Here is a 17,899-nt window from a genome sequence, read left to right on the forward strand (position 1 = left end):
TGCCGCGGCCCAGGGCGGTGACCAGGCCCAGGGCCGAGAGGTGGCAGCGCTCGGGGCCGGTCATGCCCTGGCCCGCTCGATGGCTTCGACCAGGCCCGCCGGCGTCTCGTAGCGGGTCTCGCCGGTGGTGGCGTCCACGGGGAACTGCACCGTATACGCGCGGGTCAGCCGCTCGCCGGTGGCCACGTCAGAGATGGTGTAGGCGATCTTGAGCCGGCAGTCGTGGTCCTGCAGCTCGGCCTCCACCCGGAAGGCCTGGCCGTAGCGCAGGGGCCGGAGGTATTTCACCTCGCAGGTGACCACGGGCCAGACGCAGCCAGAGGCGTTCATCTCGGCGAGGTCCATGCCGACACGCCGCATGAGGGCCGTCCGTGCGATCTCGAAGTACTTCAGGTAGTGGCCGTGCCACACGATGCCCATGGAATCCACGTCATGGAACGGGACTTCCAGGGTCACGGCGGCGGTGAGGGGAGGCGTCATGGGGCGGCCGGGGAGGCGGTGGGAGAGGTGGGTGGTGGCGAGGCGGGAACGGAGGTCGCCGGGCCCCAGAAATCATAGAAATTAAACCACTGGAAGGGCGCCCTCCGGCAGTGCGCCTCCACGGCCGCCGCATACCGCGCCACCCAGTCCTTCAGCGCCGCCTCCCGGCCGCGGCGCGGCAGGTCGATGCGGTCGGCGAAGGGCGCCATGTGGACCTGGTAGGCGGCCCCCTCCTTGATGCAGAAGAACAGGTAGACCGGGCACTGCAGCAGATGGGCCAGGAAGATGGGGCCCATGGGAAACGGGGCCTCACGGCCCAGGAAGGGCACCGGAACCGTGCGGCCATTCTCCGAGGCGGGGGGCCGGTCCCCCACCAGGAACAGGCTCTCGCCCTTCGCCACCTTGTCCTCCAGGGCCATGGCGGTGCCCACGGTCACCTCCGGCAGGTGGATGAGGTTCGACTCGTAGCCGGGGTTGACTTCCTTCAGGAGGTCCTGGAAGCGCACCACGTGCTCGGAATACACCACGGCGTTCAGGCCCTGGATTCCGCGCAGGGCGCCCAGGCCCCGCAGCATGTCCAGGTTGCCCAGGTGGGCGCTGAGGAACAGGGCGCCCCGGCCCGAGGCCAGCTGAGCGTGGAAGGCGGCCTCTTCCGGAAAGTCGACGGTGGCATCTCCCGCATCCATCCAGGCCAGGAAGCGGTCCACATAGGACAGGGCGAAAGTGCGCACATGGCGGTACTGATCGCGGAGCCGGGGCGGCCGGGGCAGCTCCGGCAGGGGCCCCGAGCTGGCGAAGAGGCGCTCCAGGTAGTCCCGGGAGGCTCGCCGCGCCTCGCGGCCCGTGACGAAGAAATACGCCGCCACGAACTCGGTGATGAAGCGCAGGCCCCGGCGCCCCAGGAGGCGGTAGGTCCACAGCGCGAAGCGCAGGCCCAGGGCGGTGCCCCGCTCCTGGATCCGGGACCAGTGGGCGGGGTCCTCGGTGCGGGGGCGGACCTTGCGCCCGAGGAGGTGCGGCAGGCGCAGCAGCATCCCGCAGACCAGGCGGGTGTGCATCCGCGTGATCCGGAGGTTGTCCCGGAGGACGTCGAAGTGGGACACACCGTCGGCCGGGTAGGTGACCCGCACCGGGGCGTTCAGGATGGGCAGGCCCGCCCAGTGGAGGCGGACGATGATGGCCGTGTCGAAGTCCATGCGCTGGGGCAGGGCCACGCGCCCGGCGAGCCTCACGGCGGCTTCGAGCGGGTAGAGGCGGAACCCGCAGAGCGAGTCCCCGATGGCGAAGGAGAGGGTCTCCAGCCAGACCCAGGCGTGAGTGAACCAGCGCCCGTAGCGCCGCGCTGGCGGAACGGGACCCTCGTAGCGGGGCACCCCGGCGATGACGGCCTCCGGGTGGGCCTCGCCGAGCACCAGGAAGGGACCCACCGCCTCGGGATCGTGCTGACCATCCGCATCCACCTGCAGGCCGTGGGTGAAGCCCGCCGCATGGGCCCGGCGCAGGGCCGCGACCACGGCGGCGCCCTTGCCCTGGTTCACCTCCCACCGGGCGAGGCGGAGCAGGGGTTCGGCGGCGGCCAGGGCCTCCAGCTCCAGCCGAGTGCCCTCATTGCTGCCGTCGTCCTGCACGAAGATGGGCAGGCGGTGCAGCAGCAGGGCTCGGAGGGTGCGACCCAGCGCGGGGCCGGGATTGAACACCGGCACGAGGAGGCAGGGCCTGAAGTCGGTCATGGAACTGGACAGAAGACCGCGATGCCCTGGGATTTCCGGCCCTCCCGGCCCGAATAGCGGAAGGAGAGGTGCCCGGCCCCGCCATCCCAGGTGAGGTCGAGCTCCAGGGGCTCCTCGGGGCGGATGGGGGCCTGGAACTTGAGGTGCTCCAGGCCCTGGAAGGTGCCCGGACAGGCAAAGACCTCACGCCCCAGGCGGATGGCCCAGTCCACCTGGATCAGGCCGGACAGGATCGGCTCGTTCGGGAAGTGCCCCTCGAAGGCGGGGTGGTTCTCTTCCACCTGGAGGGTGAAGGTCCCCGGGTCTCCGGCCTTGGCCCGCAGCTCCCCGGGGAAGGGCATCACGGCTGGAGCATCCTGTGGATGGTGGTCACCACGTCGCCCACGGTGCGCACGTCCTTGAACTCCTGGGCCTTCACGCGGCGTCCCGTGAAGTCCTGGAGCTGGATGGCCAGCTCGACGGCATCGATGCTGTCCAGGTCCAGGTCCTTGAAGAGGTGGGAGTCCAGCGTGATCTTCTCGGGATCCAGGCGGAAGGAATCCGCGAGGACCTCCTTGAGTTTGTTGAAGATGTCCTGCTCGGTCATGGTCATGGAGGCGGCTCCGGAAGCGCTCATGGGGACACCTGGCGGTGGGTGGCGACGAAGGCGGCCAGGGTGGCCGGGGTGCGGAAGTGGTGGGCGAAGCCCGAGGTCTTCTCGCCGTCCAGCTGGAGGCCATAGGCCTTCTTCAGGGCGATGCCCAGCTCGAAGGCGTCGATGGAGTCCAGGCCCAGGCCCCCTGCGAACAGGGGCTGGTCATCGCCGATGTCCTCGGGGGTGGTGTCCTCGAGGTCAAGGGTCTTGACGATGAACCGCTTCATGTCGAGCGGCGTGATGTCCTGCAGCATGGATCTCCTGGTTGAACCGGTCCTCGAGCCAAGCCGTCACCCTGCGGGCAGCCTGGGACGGTGGGAGGTCGATCAGGCCAGGCCAGGGCAGGTCAAGGGGCGCGATGGCGCGGAAGCTATAATCGCATGGATCGCGGGGCATGTCGTACCAGCGGTGGCCCTTGGCCAGCAGGGGCGGCTCGCAGGCGACCAGGATGGGCAGAATCGGCGCGCGGGAGTGAAGGGCCAGGTGGGCGGCCCCGCGGTGGAACGCGTAGGGCTCCCCGGGCAGGGTCCGCGTGCCTTCCGGGAACAGGAGGATGGTCTCGCCCCGGGCCAGGGCCTTGGCGCCCTCCTCGATGACCATGGTCGGATCCAGAGCCGGGATGTAGCCCGCGGCCTTGACCACCCAGCCGAAGAGGGGGTTGTTCCAGATGCCGGCCTTCACCACGCAGGTGAGCTGGTCGATCAGCGAGAGGAGGATCACCACGTCCAGATAGCCCGGGTGGGTGGCGAGGATGAGCACGCCGTCCAGTTCCTTCCGGGGCGGCAGGGCCTCGGTGCGCAGGTCGAAGATGCCGGCCCACTCCAGGAAGCCGGCCAGGGCCCGGAAGTACTGGAACACGAACCAGCGGGTCCGCCGGTGCAGCTTCTCCCGGCCCCCCGGGAGGAGGTGCAGGAGGGGCAGCACCAGCAGAGAGAACAGGACTCCGAGCACGCCCAGGGACGAGAAGCCGATGCCGCTGGCGATGATCTTGAGGAAGCGCTTCATGGCGGTCTAGTCCACGGCCCAGCGCCAGGTCCCGCCCGCCTCGGCCCAGGTTCCCTGGGGGAGCCCGGAGTGAAGGGCCTGGAGCGCCTGCAGGGACTGGGGGAGGGGGGCCGGTTCTCCGGCGCCGCCGGGCTCCCGCTCAAACACCAGCCGCTTCGCAGCGGGAAGGCCGATGAGCAGGGCCACCGCGTGCAGGGGCGCCTCGCGGTCGGCGAAGGCCGCGAAGGGCGCGGGCAGGGGCTCGTCGGCGTAGACGAACAGCACGGGCTGGGTGGGGTCCGCGACATGGAGGGCGAAGGCTTCGAGCAGGCCCATGCCGAAGGTCTCGGGACCGGCCGCCAGGGAAACCGAAGGGCTGGGATCCTGCCGGACGATGGACCAGACGCCCGCCACGGCATTGTGGACGTTCATGGAGAACTGGGTGGGGGAGGAGGGAAGACCCCGGGCTAGGTCCTCCAGGATGGGCAGAGAGCGCGCCACCTCGCCGTGGCGGGAGGCGAAGACCGAAGGCAGGGGCCCCAGCCCCTCCGCCACCCGGCCCGCGCAGTGCAGCATGGCGCGACCCAGGGGGCTGAGGCGGCGGCGGAGCAGGGGCTCGACGAAGCCGAGGTCTGGCGCCCCGCTGCTCACCTCAAGGAACGGGTCTCCCTGAGCGCCAAGCAGAGGTGCGAGCGACCAGAATGCCGCGCGGAGAAGGGGGACGGAGACCGAGAGGTCAGACATGGATGCTGGGCCCCTCGAGAAGCATGCGTCCAGGAGCCCTTCCCGATCAGTTGGCGGCCGGGATGGGAACCACCATGGCCTTGCCGGAGAGCACCCGCAGGAAGGTCTGGTCCGAGAGCATCCTCGAAACCGCCTCCACCACGACGTCGCTCAGCACTTCCTGGTAGTTCTCCGGCTTGTAGGAGCGGCCGAATCGGCTGGCCCGACCCACGACCATGCCCTTCCACACCGACTTGTCACCGGAATGGATCTCGAGCAGGAGGCGCAGCTCCCCTTTGTAGGTCTGGGTTTCGGTCACGCCATAGCGGAGGATCTCGCCGGTGAGCACGAGGTTGGCCCCTTCGACCTTGTCGGAGACGGGCAGCCCCGCCTCCTTCATGAGGTCGAGCACGCGGCTGGTGAGGAGGACGGGCACATCATCCGTGGTGGTGACGTAGCGGGAGTAGCCCTTTTCACGGTTCTCACCCACAAAGGTCTTGTCCTTGCGCTGGTCCACCAGGGGCTTCAGGGCGACCTTGACGTTCGCGAAGGGCATCAGCTCGATGCGTTCCGTGGTATCGGACAGGGGAGAGGTGGGGCGCCACTGGAGCGACATGCTGAAGGAAGGCCCGTCCGCCGCTGTCAGGGCCGCAGAGGCGACCAGGGCGGCCGTGCAGGCACGGATGGACGTGGAGAGGCAGTGGCGCATCGGGGATCCTTTCGGGACGAGGTTGCAGCCCTACGATACCCGCAAGTCGTGAATCTCAGGGGCGGGCGGGCAGGTCCTTCGTGATGGCGTCCTCCCGCAGCTTCTCGCCGCCCACCACGTGGAAGTGGAGGTGGAAGACGCTCTGGCTGGCATCCTTGCCGGCATTGGAGATGACGCGGAAGCCCTCGTCGAGGATGCCCTGTTCCCGTGCCACCTTCACGCAGGTGCTGAGCAGGGCCGCTCGGGTCTCCACGGGGAGCTCCTCCAGCTCCTTCAGGCTGGCCACGTGCTGCTTGGGGATGACGAGCAGGTGCACCTTGGCGCGGGGCCGGATGTCCCAGAAGGCCAGCACGTATTTGTCCTCGAACACTTTGCGCGAGGGTGCCGTCCCCGCCACGATTTTGCAGAAGATGCAGTCTGCGGTCATCTTGGGCGCCTCGGCGGCCAGCGCTGCGATGCTCAGCGCGAGGCAGGCGGCGAGGGTGCGGAGAGGTCGCATCAGCGCCCGCTCTTCTTCCAATCGGCGAGGAACCCTTCCACGCCCTTGTCGGTCAGCGGGTGCTTGAGCATCTGGTCGAAGACCTTGGTGGGGATGGTGGCCACGTGGGCGCCGGCCAAGGCGGAGTCGGTGACGTGGCGGGGGCTGCGGATGCTGGCGGAGAGCACCTGAGTGTCGAAGGCGTAGTTCTCGAAGATGGCGCAGATCTCGCGGATGAGCTCCATGCCCTCGAGGTTGATGTCGTCCAGGCGGCCCACGAAGGGGCTGACGTAGGTGGCGCCGGCCTTGGCCGCCATGAGGGCCTGGGTGGAACTGAAGCAGAGGGTCACGTTGGTCTTGACGCCCTCGACGGTGAGGGCCTTGCAGGCCTTCAGGCCCTCGGCGATGAGGGGCAGCTTCACCACCACGTTCGGGTGGATCTTGGCGAGGCGGCGGCCCTCTTCGATCATGCCCGGGGCCTCCAGACCGATGACCTCGGCGCTGATGGGGCCATCCACGATCTGGCAGATCTCCTCGATGATGGCCTCGAAGGGCTTGCCGGTCTCCTTGGCGATGAGGCTTGGATTGGTGGTGACCCCGTCCAGCACACCCAGGGCGTTGATGCGCTTGATCTCGTCTATGTTGGCGGTGTCGATAAAAAACTTCATGGTCGCTCCTGGCCCTGCTCATGCTGGACCCTTCCATTCTCCCAGGGCTCGCGGGAAGCTGGAAGCCCGGAGTCTGACCATGGTGAATCCCGAGATCAACGTGCTGGACAAGGGCTTTGTCCGCCTCATCGACCACATGGGCTCAGACCTCTCCGTGGTGAACGCGGCGCGGGTGTCCTTTGGCAAGGTGAAGGCGAGTTTCGAGGACAGTGACGCGAAGCTGGTGGACTACCTGGCCGAGCACGAGCACACCTCCCCCTTCCGCCACACGGCCCTGACCCTGCACGTGAAGGCGCCCATCTTCGTGTTCCGCCAGTGGATGAAGCACCGCATCGGCTCGGAGTTCAACGAGATCAGCGGCCGCTACGTGGAGTTTCCCGAGGACGAGTTCTTCGTGCCGGAGCTGTTCCGGAAACAGGCCAAGGTGAACAAGCAGGGCAGCGAGGGCGCCCTCGACGAGGCGCACCGTGAGCGGGCCCTGGCGTCCTACCTGGAGAGCTGCCGCGGTGCGGTGGCCCACTACAAGGAGCTCATCGCCCTGGGCGTCTGCCGCGAGCAGGCCCGCTGCGTGCTCCCCTTGGCCCTCTATTCGGAGGTCTACTGGACCGTCAGCCTCCAGGCCGTGGCCCACTTCATCCGCCTGCGGGCCGACGGCCACGCCCAGTGGGAGATCCAGCAGTACGCCGCCGCCGTGCGCACCGTGGTGGAACCCCTGTACCCCGTGGGCCTCAAGGCCCTCCTGGCCTCCGGCAAGGGATGAACGCCCCGCCCCTCAACCCGGCCCTCTTCCATCTGGATGCGGACCACCTCTGGGTCATGCACTGCGCCGAGGGGCCGGTGCCCCGGGCCGCGCTGCGGGCGGTGCGGGCCTTCATGCACAAGGAGCTCAGGCCCTGGGAGATGGGTTTTGAAGCGGACTTCGTGGGGCTCCCGGCTGCCGTGCGGGCCGAGGCGGCCCTCCTGCTGGGTGGACGTCCGGACGACCTCAGCCTGACGCCCACCACGTCCTCGGGGCTGGTCGCCGTGGCCCAGGGGTTCTCCTGGCATGAGGGCGACGAGGTCCTAGCACCCCTGGGGGAGTTCCCCTCGAACGTCTGGCCCTGGCTGGCGCTCCGGGTGCGTGGGGTGGATTTCCGGGAAGTGCCCTTATGGGAAGGGCACACCTCTGGAAGGGAGGCTTGGTCCAGCGCCCCACCGCCCCCGGGGGTGGACCCGGAAGCGCGGCTCCTCGAGGCGCTTGGCCCGAAGACGCGCATCCTGGCCCTCTCCTGGGTGCGCTTCCAGGATGGTCTGAAGCTGGACCTGCGGCGTCTCGGTGGGGCCTGTCGTGAGCGGGGCATCCACCTGGTGGTGGACGGCATCCAGGCCCTCGGCACGGTGCCCGCGGACCTGGAGGGCCTGTCGGCCCTGGCCTCGGGCGGCTACAAGGGGTTGCTGGCCCCGGAGGGACTGGGGCTGCTCTGGACCGACGAGGCCTTCCGTCAGCGCCTGGCGCCCTCGGGCAGCTGGCTGTCGGTGGAGCAGGCCACGGATTTCGCCCGGCCCTCCACGGATTTCCACCGGGCCTGGCTGACGGATGGCCGGGCGCTCGAACCTGGCGGCCCGAACCTGCTGCACGCCTCGGCGCTGCTCGAGTCGCTGCGCCTGCTCAACGGGGTCGGGGTGCCCGCCATCGGGGCCCACGTGGTGCAGCTTCAGTGTCGGCTGTTGGCGGCCCTGCGCGGGTCCTGCTGGTCCATAGAGGCTGAGCGCCTGGAGGGACTGCTCGCGATGGACCGCCTGGGGCCCATCCTTGCCTTCCACCATGAAGGTCAGGGGCCTGAGCGCCTGAACCTGCTGCTCCGGGCCGGCTACCGCCAGGGCATCTACGCCTCCGTCCGCGAAGGCTACCTGCGCGTGGCGTTCCATGGTTTCCACACCGAGGGCGACGCCGACCGCGTGGCCGGATGGCTCAGCGGAAGAGCCAGCTGACCTTGGCCTGGATCACATCGTCCGAGGGCAGCTTCCGCAGGATGGCCAGGTCGGGACGGGGGGCGAGGCTGGCCCGGTCGTTGATGAGGGCATCGGTGCTGGCGCCGTGGGTGTAGACGAGGAAGAAGGTGGAGCCCGGCCGGAATTCCCAGCGGGTGATGAGGTTCAGGTTCCAGGTGCGGAAGCTGAAGGCGGTCTCAGGTGTGGTGCCGGGGGGCTGGTCCTGGGGCAGCCCCGGGACCAGGGTCTGGTCGTTGACGTAGTGCTTCAAGTCGCGGAAGTTCCAGTTCGCCGCGAGCCACTGGCTGAAGAGCTGGATGGTAAAGCTGGGGTTGAAGGCGTAGGCCACCCGTAGGGACTGGTCGAACTGGCTGAGGCGGCGCAGGCCGACGATGGGCGTGGTGGCGGGCGTCTCCAGCCACTTCAGCTCCCCCTCATCGCGGGTCAGGGAGGTGGTCAGCTGGACCTCCATGGCCGAGGTGGGCTTGAGGATCTGGAAGAAGGTCGTGTCGGTGGAGGGTCCTCCCTCCTGCCAGGAGCGGCTGGCCTTCACCTTCACGTACCAGGGCCGGTTGCCCGGCGTGTCGAAGCCCAGGTTGGCGTAGGGCAGGGAGGGCCGGGCCAGGTACTTCTTGGCGGGATCGGCGTAGGTGCGCAGCTCGCGGTCATCCTCGGCGGCCACATCCACGCCGCCACCGCCCCACAGCGAGACGAAGTTGCTGAAGTCGGTCTTGGCCCAGCCGTTGAAGTTCCGGAGGAAGGTGTGCCCCGCCTGATCCCGGGCGACGGTGTGGTTGAGGCCCAGCTCGCGGTGCCGGAGGATGCCCCAGGGGACCTCCCAGTGCCGAACCAGCTCGACGTAGACCTTCTGCTCGTCGGCGCGGTTCAGGTAGCCGGTGTCGTTGGGGTTGTAGGCCCGTCCGGCGTTGATGGCCTGGGCCTCAAGCACCCAGCCGCCGCGCCAGTCCTGGTGAAGGCGCAGGCGGCCCCGCCAGCCCTGGTCCTGGTTCTCCTTCGGGCCTGCCTGGGAGCGGCTGAGGGTGCCCTCAAGAAGCCCGCTCCGGTCGGTGGATTTGTAGACGCCGTCGATGGCTTCGACTTGGGCGACCCGGCCCGTGGGTCCCGCTTGGTGCATCCCGGAGGCGAAGGCCCCCAGGTAGCTGCCCCGCTCGTCCAGCAGCTGCTGGACACGCAGGATCCCGAAGTTGGTGAGCGGCGCGAGCTCGCGCCGGTAGCGGCCGCCCCCCGCATCCTGGATCACCGCGCGGGCGGGCTCCACGCTGGCACCCATGAGTCCCAGGTTCGTGCCGCTGGAGTACTTGGCGGTGTACTTGGCGGCGGCGGTGATGTCGGCGGCGCCTGGGCGGTCCTGGAGCGTTTCTCCGGCATTGAGGGTTGGATCCGACAGTCCTTGTCCAATGCGGCGGCTGTAGAAGAGGTCGGGCCCGGCCACCCGGAAGACATCCATGCCCTCCAGGAAGAAGGGCCGCTTCTCCGGGAAGAACGTCTCCACGGTGCTCAGGTTAAGCACGGCCTGGTCGACTTCGACCTGCCCGAAGTCTGGCCGGAGGCTCAGGTCCACTTGGGCGTGGGAGTTCAGGCCCCAGCGGGCATCGAGGCCCGCCCGCTGGTCCCAGCGGCGGTCATCGAAGGAGCGCGTGGTCTCGAACTTTCGCAGAGAGCTGAGGTAAGGCAAGTACTCCTGCCGGGCCTGGGGGCGGAGTCCTTCCAGTCCCGCCAGCTCGGGGAAGCGGCTCACGAAGCCGGTATCGCCCCGGGGGACCACCCGCCAGCGGCTGGACTCGCGGACGACGCCCTGGTCGGCGCGGCTGAAGTTGATGCCCCAGGTCTGAGGCCCTTCGCCGGGCTTGAAGCGGAGCAGGGACAGGGGGATCTTCAGCTCCGCCGTCCATCCGCCCTCGTCGATGGTCACGGCGCTCTCCCAGACGCCATCCCAACTAGGGTCGTAGGTGGAGTCGTTGTAGATGACCTGGTCCTTCTGGACGCCCGCGGCATTCACCTCGAAGACCAGCGCCGTCCGGTGGTCATGGTTGGAGTCCACCGCCACGCCGAACCAGTCCCCCTGGCTCTCCTGGTCCCGCCGGTGGAGGCGCCGCACGATCTTCGCGGAACCACCGTCCAGGGCGGGATCGTGGTGCATGCGTGCGCCGATGTAGAGGAAGTGGTCGTCGAAGAGGACCCGGACCTCGGTCTGCTGGCGGGCGGGCACGCCGCGCAGGGGCCACTCCTGGGTGAAGCCGGAGGCGGGGCTGGTCTGGGCCCATTCGGCTTCTTCGAGGCGACCATCGACCTGGATGCCGCTGGCAGTGCGCTGGGCCCGCAGGCCCGAATCCGGTCCGGGCGCGGCCAGGGCCACCGCGGCGAGCAGAGGAATCACGGACAGGGACGTGGCGCGCATGGCACTCCTAGCAGCACTGCGGCCACCGCAATCATGGTGCCACAGCACGCGAGGTATCATCGAGCGGGGATCCTTCGCGGTCCCGTGGACACTTCATCTGATAATGAGGTCCAAGGAGTCGTCATGCGCATGCTCTTCACCGCCCTGCTGTCCCTGCCGCTGCTGGCGGGGGGCGGCGGCACCGTCCACTTTCGGAACCAGGCCTTCCTGGCGGAGGTCGCCTCGGAGCCGCGGGAGCAGGAGCTGGGCCTCATGCGCCGCAGCCACCTGGCCAAGGACCGCTGCATGATCTTCCTGTATGGGCGGGACGGCTACCACACCATCTGGATGCGGAACTGCCTCATCAGCCTGGACGTGGCCTGGGTGGATGCCCAGGGCGTGGTGGTGGAGGTCGCCGAGAACGTCCCACCCTGCTCGAAGGCCCAGTCGAAGCTGGAGCCGAGCCCCTGCCCCACCTATGGCGGGACTGTGCCGGCCCGGAACTTCATCGAGTTTGCCGCGGGCACCTTCAAGCGCCTGAAGCTGAAGAAGGGCGATGCCCTGCGCTGGGACCTCACCCTGGATGACGGCACCCGACTGAAGGGCGGCGCCTGGGGGATGATGGTGCAGCGCTAGGCCTACTCTTCGGCTTTGCCCGTGTCCTTGCCCTTGCGCGGGGGGCGCGTGAGGGTGCGCAGGTGCTCCGGCGTGGGCGGGAGCTCGCCTAGGTCCAGGGGGCTAAGGCGGTCGGCGAGCAGCTTCCAGGCCTTGGCCTGGCGAGGCAGGCGCTCCGGCTGGATGACTTCGAAGCCCTGGGCGTAGCTCACGAAGGGAGGCATCACCAGGGCGAAGCCCGTGTAGAGGAAGGCCGGCAGCCGCAGCCAGTCCGGCTCGGCCATGGGCCCTGGCGCGGGGACGGCGAAGAGGGGGTGGACGCCGCCGTTGATCCAGAAGCCGTGTGAGGGGTCGTGGCGCGGGTAGACGAAGATGCGCCGGCGATGCATGAGGGTGAAGGGGCCGACCCGGTGCTGCTCGACGGGCTCGATGCCGGTGCCCTCCAGGGCGGGTCCGCTGCTGCGCTCGGGGTGGCCCACCACCTGGACGACCTTCCGCCCCCCGGCCTTCAGCTTGCGGAAGATGGTGCGCAGCTCCTCGGCCTCGTCCCCTTCCACGGTACCCTGGCTGGGCTTCAGATCCCCCAGCAGGGCGACCTGCTCCGGGGCGTAGTCATCGATAAGGCTGAAGACCCGCTCCCAGATCTCCATCTGCGGGGTGGCGGGCATGGGATCTGGCCGACGGCGCCGCGAGGCGCCCAGGCCGAAGAAGAGGTCCGACAGCACCAGCGTCTTGTAGCGGGGCAGCCAGACGGCTCTTCGGCTGTCGAGCACCACGTCGTCGTTGAGCTGCACCTGCACCGGAACCTCCAACCTTCCATTGGACCACACGCGGTCCCAGAATCCTCTGAGGGAGGCCACTCGGCATGACCGCGGACGGGAGCCACCTGCTGGCCGGCATGGGAACAGGACTCTGTGGAGGCTTCCTCTCAGGCCTCTTTGGCGTCGGCGGGGGCATCGTCATGGTGCCCCTCCTGGGTCTGATCCTGCGCCTGGATCAGCACCGGGCCCAGGGGGCCACCCTGGCGGCCATGCTCCTGCCCACGGGGCTCCCGGCGGTGCTGGAGTACCGGCGGCGGGGCATCGCCGCCAGCCTCCCCCTGGTGGGCGTGCTGGTCCTGGCCTTTCTCTTCGGGGTCACCGGCGGCTCTTTCCTGGCCAACCAGATCCCCCCGGTGCCGCTGCGTTGGGGCTTTGCGGCCTTCCTGGTGCTGCTGGCGGTCTGGACCGTCCTGCGGAGGGAGCCGGCCATGGACCGTGGTGCCGCGTTCATCGACCCGGTCGGGCTCTGGACCTGGGGCCCGTCCATCGGCCTCCTGGCGGGGCTCCTGTCGGGCCTGACCGGACTTGGGGGCGCCGTGGTGGTGATCCCGCTCCTAGCTTCCAGGTTCCGCATGACCCAGCACGAGGCCCAGCTCACCAGCCTGATGATGCTGCTGCCGCCCATCGGCCTGCCGGGTGTCCTCATCTACGCAAGGGCCCAGGGAGGGCTGCCCTGGCTGGTGATCGGGGGTGTGGCGGTGGGCTTTGCCGCCGGGGCCTTTGGCGGAGCCCGGGTGGCGACGCGCCTCCGCGGACCGCGGCTGAAGCAGGTCTATGCCGCCTTCGTGCTGCTGATGGCGCTGCTGGTGATGGTGCGGCACCCCTGAGGGCTGTCCCGGTTCAGAGGAAGGCCAGCCTGGAATAGTTGGAGCCCAGGAGGGTGTTGGTGGTGGTGGCGGCCTGTCCCAGCCAGCGGTCCAGCACTGTGGCGTAGAGGCTCCGGAAGTCGGTGGTGAACTTCATGTTGCCGTTCCCATCCAGGCTGGAGAGGTTGGGATAGCCACCGTACAGACCTCCTCTCACCGCCTTCCCCACGCAGAACGAAAGCCCCGCCGTGCCGTGATCCGTGCCGCCATCGTTCTCCTGTACGCGGCGGCCAAACTCGCTGTAGGCGAGGATCATCACCCGGTCCTGGGCCTTGCCGGAGGGGGTGGTGATGGTGGCGAGGTCGTCGTAGAGGGCCTTGATGGCGCCGCCCAGGGCTCTCTGCAGGTTGGGGTGGTCCACGGCCTGGTTGCTGTGCGTGTCCCAGCCGCCCAGGCGGGAGAAGTAGACCTGCGCCGGGAGACCCGCCGCGATCATCTGCGCGATGAGCTTGAACTGTCGGCTCAGGCTGCCATTGAGATTCCCGCCGTTGTCGGCCCGCTTGATGGGGTAGGCGGCGTCGCCGGGATAAGGCACGGAGGGGGTGCGTGCCGGAATGGACCCCCCGCCGCCGAAGGCGGGGTTGTTCTGGGCGTCGTAGAAGAGCCGTCCGGCCTGGGCGGCCGCCTGATAGCCGGGACTCGGGCTGGCGGCGTTGAGGGAGGCACCCCAGCCGGCCTCGATGAGGGCCGCATCCGGCACCGGGTTCCCGGACAACAGGTAGGCGGGAAACACATAGCCGCCGGCGCTCGGGATGGACACGAAGCTCCGATTGGCACCCTCAAGCATGACGGTCAGGTCAGAGGTCACGGTGATCCCGCGGAGCACATCCCCGGTGGGGCTGAAGGCGGTGTCCGCGAAGCGGCCCAGCCACCCGGTCCCGGCCGGGGTGGCGGCGCCCTGGCCCCAGAGGTCCTGGGCCGTGAAGTGGGACAGGTTCGGATTGGGCATGCCGATGCCGGGAATCCATGCCACCCGGCCCAGGGCGTTCAGGGCGTCCATGCCCGTGAAGTCGCTGCTGAGGGCGATGCCGCTCCCCAGATCCGGGAGCGACCCCGGGTTTGGGACGGCAAGGGTGGCGCGTTTGGCCTGGTACACGCCCAGGTTGGTGCCTGAATTGGGCGGGAGGATGTTCAGCCAGTCGTACCCCCCGTCAATGTTCACGATGACGAGAATGGTGTCGCTGGGGGTGGGAATGGGCGGCTCGGTGGTGCTGCCACCGCCGCCGGAGGATCCCTTCCCGCCGCCGCAGGCGCTGAGCCCCGCGAGGGCGGCACCGGTGGCGCCGAGGGTCTGGATGAATTCGCGCCGGGTCGTCATAGAGGCCTCCCTAGTAAAGCTGGCCCGCGGGCGAGCAGAGGATGAGGAAGGCCAGCTCGCGGGCCTTGGTCTGCGAGGCTGCGTCCCAGGTGAAGGATCCTGGCCAGAGGGCCGACAACCACGCGGTGGTCACGCTGGCGGGGATGGGGCCTGGCTGCAGTAGGTCCACCAGACGGTCGTATACGGCCTGGGCGCTGACTGGCGTTGAGGGGAACCAGTCCGTGGCGACGAAGGTGGGGAACAGGGGGTAGGTCGTGCCGTTGTAGGAGCGGGTTTCCCCCAGAGCCAGGCCGGCGGCCGCCTTGGTGCGATAGCGCATGGTGTTGCTGTTCAGCCAGGCGGTGTGTTCCTTCCAGCCGTTGGGGCCGCTGGGGTCCAGCAGGCTCATGCCCAGCTGGTCGAAGGTGGTCGCGTTGTTGGCGACGAGGCGCCAGGCGGGGTGGCCCTTCGGCGTCTGGGCGGTGGCGGAGGCCAGGGCGGGGCAGAGCATGCGGGCGGCCCGGACCAGCCAGGACACGGGCCCTTCCACCAAGGCGTACCGGTTGGCGGCATCGAAGAAGTACTGGGACTTCAAGAGGGTCTTCATCACCACCCGCAGGTCAAAGGCGGAAGCCTGGATCATGGCCGCCACATCATCGCGGTCCTGGGTGGAGTAGCTGGCGGTGACGTAGTGGGTGAGCAGGCGCTGGGCCAGGAACTGGGCGCACTGCGTCGCGCGGTTGGAGAGGATGCCGCGCAGCGCGTTCTCGCCCTTGGCCCAGCCGTTCGCCGTGGTGGTGATGTCGAAGGGCTGGCCGAAGAGGGTGATGCTGCCAGTGCCGTGCATGGTGTAGCTGGTGGTGGCGGTGCTGCTCCACCACAGGCGGGTGTCCGGGCTGATGGCTGAGCCGTCGTAGACCTTGAAGCGGGCGTTCGCCACCCGCTTCTTGCTGGGGCTCGCGGGATTCGCGACGAAGTCGGCCTCGGCGAAGGTGAAGCTCCAGCCGCTGAGGGCCCGGGCCAGCTGGGTGATGTCGGCCTGGCTGTAGCCGTTGTCGGCGCCGAGGCTGTAGAGCTCCAGGACCTCGCGGGCATAGTTCTCGTTGGGGATGTTCGAGCCCGAGGCGTTGTTGCGGACCGAATCCAGCCACAGGCACATGGCCGGGTCCTTGCTGACGGCCACCAGCAGGTCATCGAAGCGGGCCAGCCCCTGCGTGCGGAAGAGCTGATACTGCTTGAGCATCAGGGCGGTGTTGTCCACCTTGTGCCAGCCCGTGGCGAAGAGGTTGTGCCAGAAGAGCGCCATGCGCTCCTCGAAGGCGTGAGGATTGTGCTGCATGCGCCAGGTCAGGAGGCCCTGGGCGGTGTTCAGGCTGTTCCGCCAGGCCGCAGCGCCCTCGACCAGGAAGGCGTGGGGGGCGGCCACGGCGGGCACGTCGACGCTGCCGGGGTCGTTGGCATTGGCGGTGATCAGGGGCTCAGCCACCACGTCCGCCGTGGCCAGGGCGGCGTTGAACGCGGTGGCATTGTAGGCCGCACCCGTGCCGTCGATCCAGGCGTCGATGGCGGTACCGGGGGCCTGGGCCTGCAGTGCCGCGGCGTCCGTCGGCGTGAGACCGAAGCCGGCCCGGCGGGCGAAGTGCTGGACATCCGTGACGGTCCAGGTGGAGATGGCGCTGAGAACGGCCATGGCGGGCTCCTAGTCGTTATGGGCCCCGGCGCTGATCCAGGCCGAGAGGGTGTCCACGGTGGGTTGGCAGAGGTTGGGGGCCCCCTGGGGCATGCGCGTGCCATAGCCGGAACCGCCGGGCTGGTCCCTGGTGACCTTCTCGAGGATCCAGGAGTGCGCGGGATCTCCCGCCTTCACCAGGAACCAGCCCGCCCCCGCCGGGGCATTGGCGGGGACGGCACCCACCAGGCGCGCATGGACCTCGGCGGCAGTGCCGGCATAGCTCACGTGCCCCGTGGGCGAGGCGCCCCCGTGGCAGGAGGTGGCCGAGGAGCCGCAGCTTCCCTGCAGGGCGGGCAGGATGTCGGCGGCAAAGGTGGGGCTGGCCTTGGCAGTGGGGATGGGGCAGGTGGTGGCGGGAGGCGGCGGCGCGCTCGTCCCACCCCCGCCTCCGCAGCCGCAGAGCAGGGACAGCGCGGCCAGCGGAAGGATCGGGCGCATGGGACTCCGGGGGGAAACGACCAGCATGGGTGACCCTGCGCCCAAGTCAAGGTTGTGACAGCTAGTTCCTTTGGCCTAGCGCCAGGGACACAAACAGGCGCCAGTGGGTTTACGTCCCGTTGCGCTATTCTTCGGGGTGGAGGTGGCCGTGCCCCTGGATGTCCCGTCCCCGCTCTTCGTGGGGGAGCGCCTGCGAGACCTGATCCTGTGCTATGCGGGGCCGTGGGCCTTCCTGCCGTACATGCGGAACCGGGAGGACTCGGAGCTGCTGTGGCACGCGCGGCAGGGGGTGATCCTGGCCTTCGTCGAGTGCGTGATGACGCTGGCCCTGGTCATCATCGGACTCTTCCCAATCTTCGGGTCCGTCTCCGTGCGCTTCTTCCTGCCCCTCTGGCTGCTCTGGTGCCTGGGCATGTCCGTGACCAGCATCCTGCAGGCCACCAAGGGAAAGAAGCATCGCATCCCGGTGATCCACCAGTTCGTGGAATATTTGTAGCCTTCAGCGTCGGGCATTCAAGATCAGCATCGCATCCCCATAGCTGAAGAACCGGTACCGTTCCCGCACGGCCTCGGCGTAGGCCGCCTCCGCCACCTCCAGACTCAGCAGGGCCGAGACCAGCACGAAGAGAGTACTCTCGGGCAGGTGGAAGTTGGTGAGCAGGTGGTCGGCGGTTCGCAGCCGGTAGCCGGGCGTGATGAAGAGGCGGGTGGCGCCCTGGCGGGCCAGCCGCTGCCCGTCCCAGGCACCTTCGAGGGTGCGCAGGGAGGTGGTGCCCACGCAGACGATAGGGCGGGTGTGTTCGCGCAGGACGGGCTCGAGGAGCTCTGCGGTACCCTGGGGAATCTCGAAGCGCTCCTCGTGCATGGCGTGGTCTTTCAGCCGCTCGGCGGTCATGGGCCGGAAGGTGCCCAGGCCCACATGCAGACGGACCGGTTGCCAGAGACAGCCGCGGGAGCGCAGGGAGGAGATCAGCTCCGGTGTGAAGTGCAGGCCCGCCGTGGGGGCGGCCACGGCCTCGCCCTCCCGCGCCGCGAACACCGTCTGGTAGCGGGTCTCATCTTCCCCCTCGGCTAAGTGGTCGATGTAGGGGGGCAGGGGCAGGCGGCCGATGCGGTCGATTGCGTCCCAATCCAGGCCGTGCTCTGCGTGGACCCGAACAACACGCAGGCCCTCGGGCAGGGTTTCAAGAATGTCGAGGCGGGCGAGGGGCGCGTCCGAGACGGGATCCACCACGGTGGCGGAGGTCCCGGGCTTCAGGCGCGCGCCGGGCTTCACCATGGCCTCGAAGGCGCCTCCGCCGAGGCTGCGCAGCAGCAGGGCCTCGCCGGCACCGCCGCCGCTCCGCCGCAGGAAG

Annotated in this window: 21 protein-coding genes; 5 read left to right on the forward strand and 16 right to left on the reverse strand. The window is 68.9% G+C overall.

The annotated features are described in order from the left end of the window. Nucleotides 1–60: 60 nt before the first annotated feature. The 10 genes from WAS25_RS00705 to fsa form a co-directional block, all read right to left on the reverse strand. Complete coding sequence (locus tag WAS25_RS00705; protein ID WP_422309321.1) at nucleotides 61–480, reverse strand: acyl-CoA thioesterase; 420 nt, start codon at nucleotides 478–480, stop codon at nucleotides 61–63. Next, entirely contained in the window at nucleotides 477–2,210 is a 1,734-nt protein-coding gene (locus WAS25_RS00710) for a glycosyltransferase (protein WP_422309323.1), read from the reverse strand. The genes WAS25_RS00705 and WAS25_RS00710 overlap by 4 nt, the downstream gene beginning before the upstream one ends. Further along, complete coding sequence (locus tag WAS25_RS00715; protein WP_422309325.1) at nucleotides 2,207–2,551, reverse strand: 3-hydroxyacyl-ACP dehydratase; 345 nt, start codon at nucleotides 2,549–2,551, stop codon at nucleotides 2,207–2,209. The genes WAS25_RS00710 and WAS25_RS00715 overlap by 4 nt, the downstream gene beginning before the upstream one ends. Continuing rightward, nucleotides 2,551–2,796, reverse strand: coding sequence for an acyl carrier protein (locus WAS25_RS00720; RefSeq protein ID WP_422309355.1), 246 nt, complete (start codon nucleotides 2,794–2,796; stop codon nucleotides 2,551–2,553). Before WAS25_RS00720 ends, WAS25_RS00715 begins: the two co-directional genes overlap by 1 nt. A gap of 26 nt (nucleotides 2,797–2,822) precedes the next feature. Next, nucleotides 2,823–3,098 (reverse strand): phosphopantetheine-binding protein, encoded by a 276-nt coding sequence (locus WAS25_RS00725; RefSeq protein WP_422309326.1) that lies wholly within the window; start codon nucleotides 3,096–3,098, stop codon nucleotides 2,823–2,825. After that, on the reverse strand, nucleotides 3,043–3,849 hold the full coding sequence (locus WAS25_RS00730) for a lysophospholipid acyltransferase family protein (protein ID WP_422309328.1): 807 nt from the start codon (nucleotides 3,847–3,849) through the stop codon (nucleotides 3,043–3,045). The genes WAS25_RS00725 and WAS25_RS00730 overlap by 56 nt, the downstream gene beginning before the upstream one ends. A gap of 6 nt (nucleotides 3,850–3,855) precedes the next feature. Continuing rightward, on the reverse strand, nucleotides 3,856–4,572 hold the full coding sequence (locus WAS25_RS00735; RefSeq protein WP_422309330.1) for a beta-ketoacyl synthase chain length factor: 717 nt from the start codon (nucleotides 4,570–4,572) through the stop codon (nucleotides 3,856–3,858). A gap of 46 nt (nucleotides 4,573–4,618) precedes the next feature. After that, nucleotides 4,619–5,260, reverse strand: a complete 642-nt coding sequence (locus WAS25_RS00740; RefSeq protein WP_422309331.1) for a hypothetical protein — start codon at nucleotides 5,258–5,260, stop codon at nucleotides 4,619–4,621. Nucleotides 5,261–5,315: 55 nt separating this feature from the next. Further along, nucleotides 5,316–5,687: a histidine triad nucleotide-binding protein gene (locus WAS25_RS00745; protein ID WP_422309357.1), complete on the reverse strand. Its 372-nt coding sequence runs from the start codon at nucleotides 5,685–5,687 to the stop codon at nucleotides 5,316–5,318. A 71-nt stretch (nucleotides 5,688–5,758) separates the two neighbouring features. Then, on the reverse strand, nucleotides 5,759–6,406 hold the full coding sequence (gene fsa / locus WAS25_RS00750; protein ID WP_422309333.1) for a fructose-6-phosphate aldolase: 648 nt from the start codon (nucleotides 6,404–6,406) through the stop codon (nucleotides 5,759–5,761). A gap of 79 nt (nucleotides 6,407–6,485) precedes the next feature. Between fsa and thyX the strand changes: the two genes are divergently transcribed. Next, entirely contained in the window at nucleotides 6,486–7,166 is a 681-nt protein-coding gene (gene thyX, locus WAS25_RS00755) for an FAD-dependent thymidylate synthase (protein WP_422309335.1), read from the forward strand. Continuing rightward, on the forward strand, nucleotides 7,163–8,377 hold the full coding sequence (locus WAS25_RS00760) for an aminotransferase class V-fold PLP-dependent enzyme (protein ID WP_422309337.1): 1,215 nt from the start codon (nucleotides 7,163–7,165) through the stop codon (nucleotides 8,375–8,377). Before thyX ends, WAS25_RS00760 begins: the two co-directional genes overlap by 4 nt. On the opposite strand, the gene WAS25_RS00765 is transcribed toward WAS25_RS00760, so the two are convergent. Next, nucleotides 8,358–10,796 carry a DUF5916 domain-containing protein gene (locus tag WAS25_RS00765; RefSeq protein ID WP_422309338.1) on the reverse strand — a complete coding sequence of 813 codons (2,439 nt, stop codon included), beginning with the start codon at nucleotides 10,794–10,796 and terminating at the stop codon, nucleotides 8,358–8,360. The genes WAS25_RS00760 and WAS25_RS00765 overlap by 20 nt on opposite strands. A gap of 123 nt (nucleotides 10,797–10,919) precedes the next feature. Here WAS25_RS00765 and WAS25_RS00770 point away from each other — a divergent pair, with 123 nt between their 5' ends. Beyond that, entirely contained in the window at nucleotides 10,920–11,411 is a 492-nt protein-coding gene (locus WAS25_RS00770; protein WP_422309340.1) for a DUF192 domain-containing protein, read from the forward strand. 2 nt (nucleotides 11,412–11,413) lie between these two features. Here the strand turns inward: WAS25_RS00770 and WAS25_RS00775 are convergent, their stop codons facing one another. Then, entirely contained in the window at nucleotides 11,414–12,190 is a 777-nt protein-coding gene (locus WAS25_RS00775) for a hypothetical protein (protein ID WP_422309341.1), read from the reverse strand. Nucleotides 12,191–12,255: 65 nt separating this feature from the next. Between WAS25_RS00775 and WAS25_RS00780 the strand changes: the two genes are divergently transcribed. Beyond that, a complete protein-coding gene (locus WAS25_RS00780) occupies nucleotides 12,256–13,038 on the forward strand; it encodes a sulfite exporter TauE/SafE family protein (RefSeq protein ID WP_422309343.1) in 783 nt (260 codons plus the stop codon). Nucleotides 13,039–13,051: 13 nt separating this feature from the next. On the opposite strand, the gene WAS25_RS00785 is transcribed toward WAS25_RS00780, so the two are convergent. The 3 genes from WAS25_RS00785 to WAS25_RS00795 are packed head-to-tail and all read right to left on the reverse strand — an operon-like array spanning nucleotide 13,052 to nucleotide 16,544. Next, nucleotides 13,052–14,395 carry a DUF1501 domain-containing protein gene (locus tag WAS25_RS00785; protein ID WP_422309345.1) on the reverse strand — a complete coding sequence of 448 codons (1,344 nt, stop codon included), beginning with the start codon at nucleotides 14,393–14,395 and terminating at the stop codon, nucleotides 13,052–13,054. A 10-nt stretch (nucleotides 14,396–14,405) separates the two neighbouring features. Further along, on the reverse strand, nucleotides 14,406–16,064 hold the full coding sequence (locus WAS25_RS00790; protein WP_422309347.1) for a DUF1800 family protein: 1,659 nt from the start codon (nucleotides 16,062–16,064) through the stop codon (nucleotides 14,406–14,408). A 9-nt stretch (nucleotides 16,065–16,073) separates the two neighbouring features. Beyond that, a complete protein-coding gene (locus WAS25_RS00795; RefSeq protein WP_422309349.1) occupies nucleotides 16,074–16,544 on the reverse strand; it encodes a hypothetical protein in 471 nt (156 codons plus the stop codon). 148 nt (nucleotides 16,545–16,692) lie between these two features. Between WAS25_RS00795 and WAS25_RS00800 the strand changes: the two genes are divergently transcribed. Further along, entirely contained in the window at nucleotides 16,693–17,040 is a 348-nt protein-coding gene (locus WAS25_RS00800; protein WP_422309351.1) for a hypothetical protein, read from the forward strand. Between the two features lie 3 nt (nucleotides 17,041–17,043). Here WAS25_RS00800 and WAS25_RS00805 read toward each other — a convergent pair. Next, a partial coding sequence (locus tag WAS25_RS00805; RefSeq protein ID WP_422309353.1) for an S-adenosylmethionine:tRNA ribosyltransferase-isomerase occupies nucleotides 17,044–17,899 on the reverse strand: 856 nt, incomplete at its 5' end.

Source organism: Geothrix sp., from assembly GCF_049292215.1.
GTDB lineage: Bacteria > Acidobacteriota > Holophagae > Holophagales > Holophagaceae > Geothrix.

Bases quoted from the DNA above. Each gene is read 5' to 3' on its own strand.
- WAS25_RS00780 (WP_422309343.1), top strand. From the start codon at position 12,256: ATGACCGCGGACGGGAGCCACCTGCTGGCCGGCATGGGAACAGGACTC.
- thyX (WP_422309335.1), top strand. From the start codon at position 6,486: ATGGTGAATCCCGAGATCAACGTGCTGGACAAGGGCTTTGTCCGCCTC.
- WAS25_RS00720 (WP_422309355.1), bottom strand. From the start codon at position 2,796: ATGACCGAGCAGGACATCTTCAACAAACTCAAGGAGGTCCTCGCGGAT.
- WAS25_RS00745 (WP_422309357.1), bottom strand. From the start codon at position 5,687: ATGACCGCAGACTGCATCTTCTGCAAAATCGTGGCGGGGACGGCACCC.
- WAS25_RS00730 (WP_422309328.1), bottom strand. From the start codon at position 3,849: ATGAAGCGCTTCCTCAAGATCATCGCCAGCGGCATCGGCTTCTCGTCC.
- WAS25_RS00715 (WP_422309325.1), bottom strand. From the start codon at position 2,551: ATGCCCTTCCCCGGGGAGCTGCGGGCCAAGGCCGGAGACCCGGGGACC.
- fsa (WP_422309333.1), bottom strand. From the start codon at position 6,406: ATGAAGTTTTTTATCGACACCGCCAACATAGACGAGATCAAGCGCATC.
- WAS25_RS00795 (WP_422309349.1), bottom strand. From the start codon at position 16,544: ATGCGCCCGATCCTTCCGCTGGCCGCGCTGTCCCTGCTCTGCGGCTGC.
- WAS25_RS00710 (WP_422309323.1), bottom strand. From the start codon at position 2,210: ATGACCGACTTCAGGCCCTGCCTCCTCGTGCCGGTGTTCAATCCCGGC.
- WAS25_RS00740 (WP_422309331.1), bottom strand. From the start codon at position 5,260: ATGCGCCACTGCCTCTCCACGTCCATCCGTGCCTGCACGGCCGCCCTG.
- WAS25_RS00765 (WP_422309338.1), bottom strand. From the start codon at position 10,796: ATGCGCGCCACGTCCCTGTCCGTGATTCCTCTGCTCGCCGCGGTGGCC.
- WAS25_RS00785 (WP_422309345.1), bottom strand. From the start codon at position 14,395: ATGACGACCCGGCGCGAATTCATCCAGACCCTCGGCGCCACCGGTGCC.
- WAS25_RS00760 (WP_422309337.1), top strand. From the start codon at position 7,163: ATGAACGCCCCGCCCCTCAACCCGGCCCTCTTCCATCTGGATGCGGAC.
- WAS25_RS00735 (WP_422309330.1), bottom strand. From the start codon at position 4,572: ATGTCTGACCTCTCGGTCTCCGTCCCCCTTCTCCGCGCGGCATTCTGG.
- WAS25_RS00725 (WP_422309326.1), bottom strand. From the start codon at position 3,098: ATGCTGCAGGACATCACGCCGCTCGACATGAAGCGGTTCATCGTCAAG.
- WAS25_RS00705 (WP_422309321.1), bottom strand. From the start codon at position 480: ATGACGCCTCCCCTCACCGCCGCCGTGACCCTGGAAGTCCCGTTCCAT.
- WAS25_RS00770 (WP_422309340.1), top strand. From the start codon at position 10,920: ATGCGCATGCTCTTCACCGCCCTGCTGTCCCTGCCGCTGCTGGCGGGG.
- WAS25_RS00790 (WP_422309347.1), bottom strand. From the start codon at position 16,064: ATGGCCGTTCTCAGCGCCATCTCCACCTGGACCGTCACGGATGTCCAG.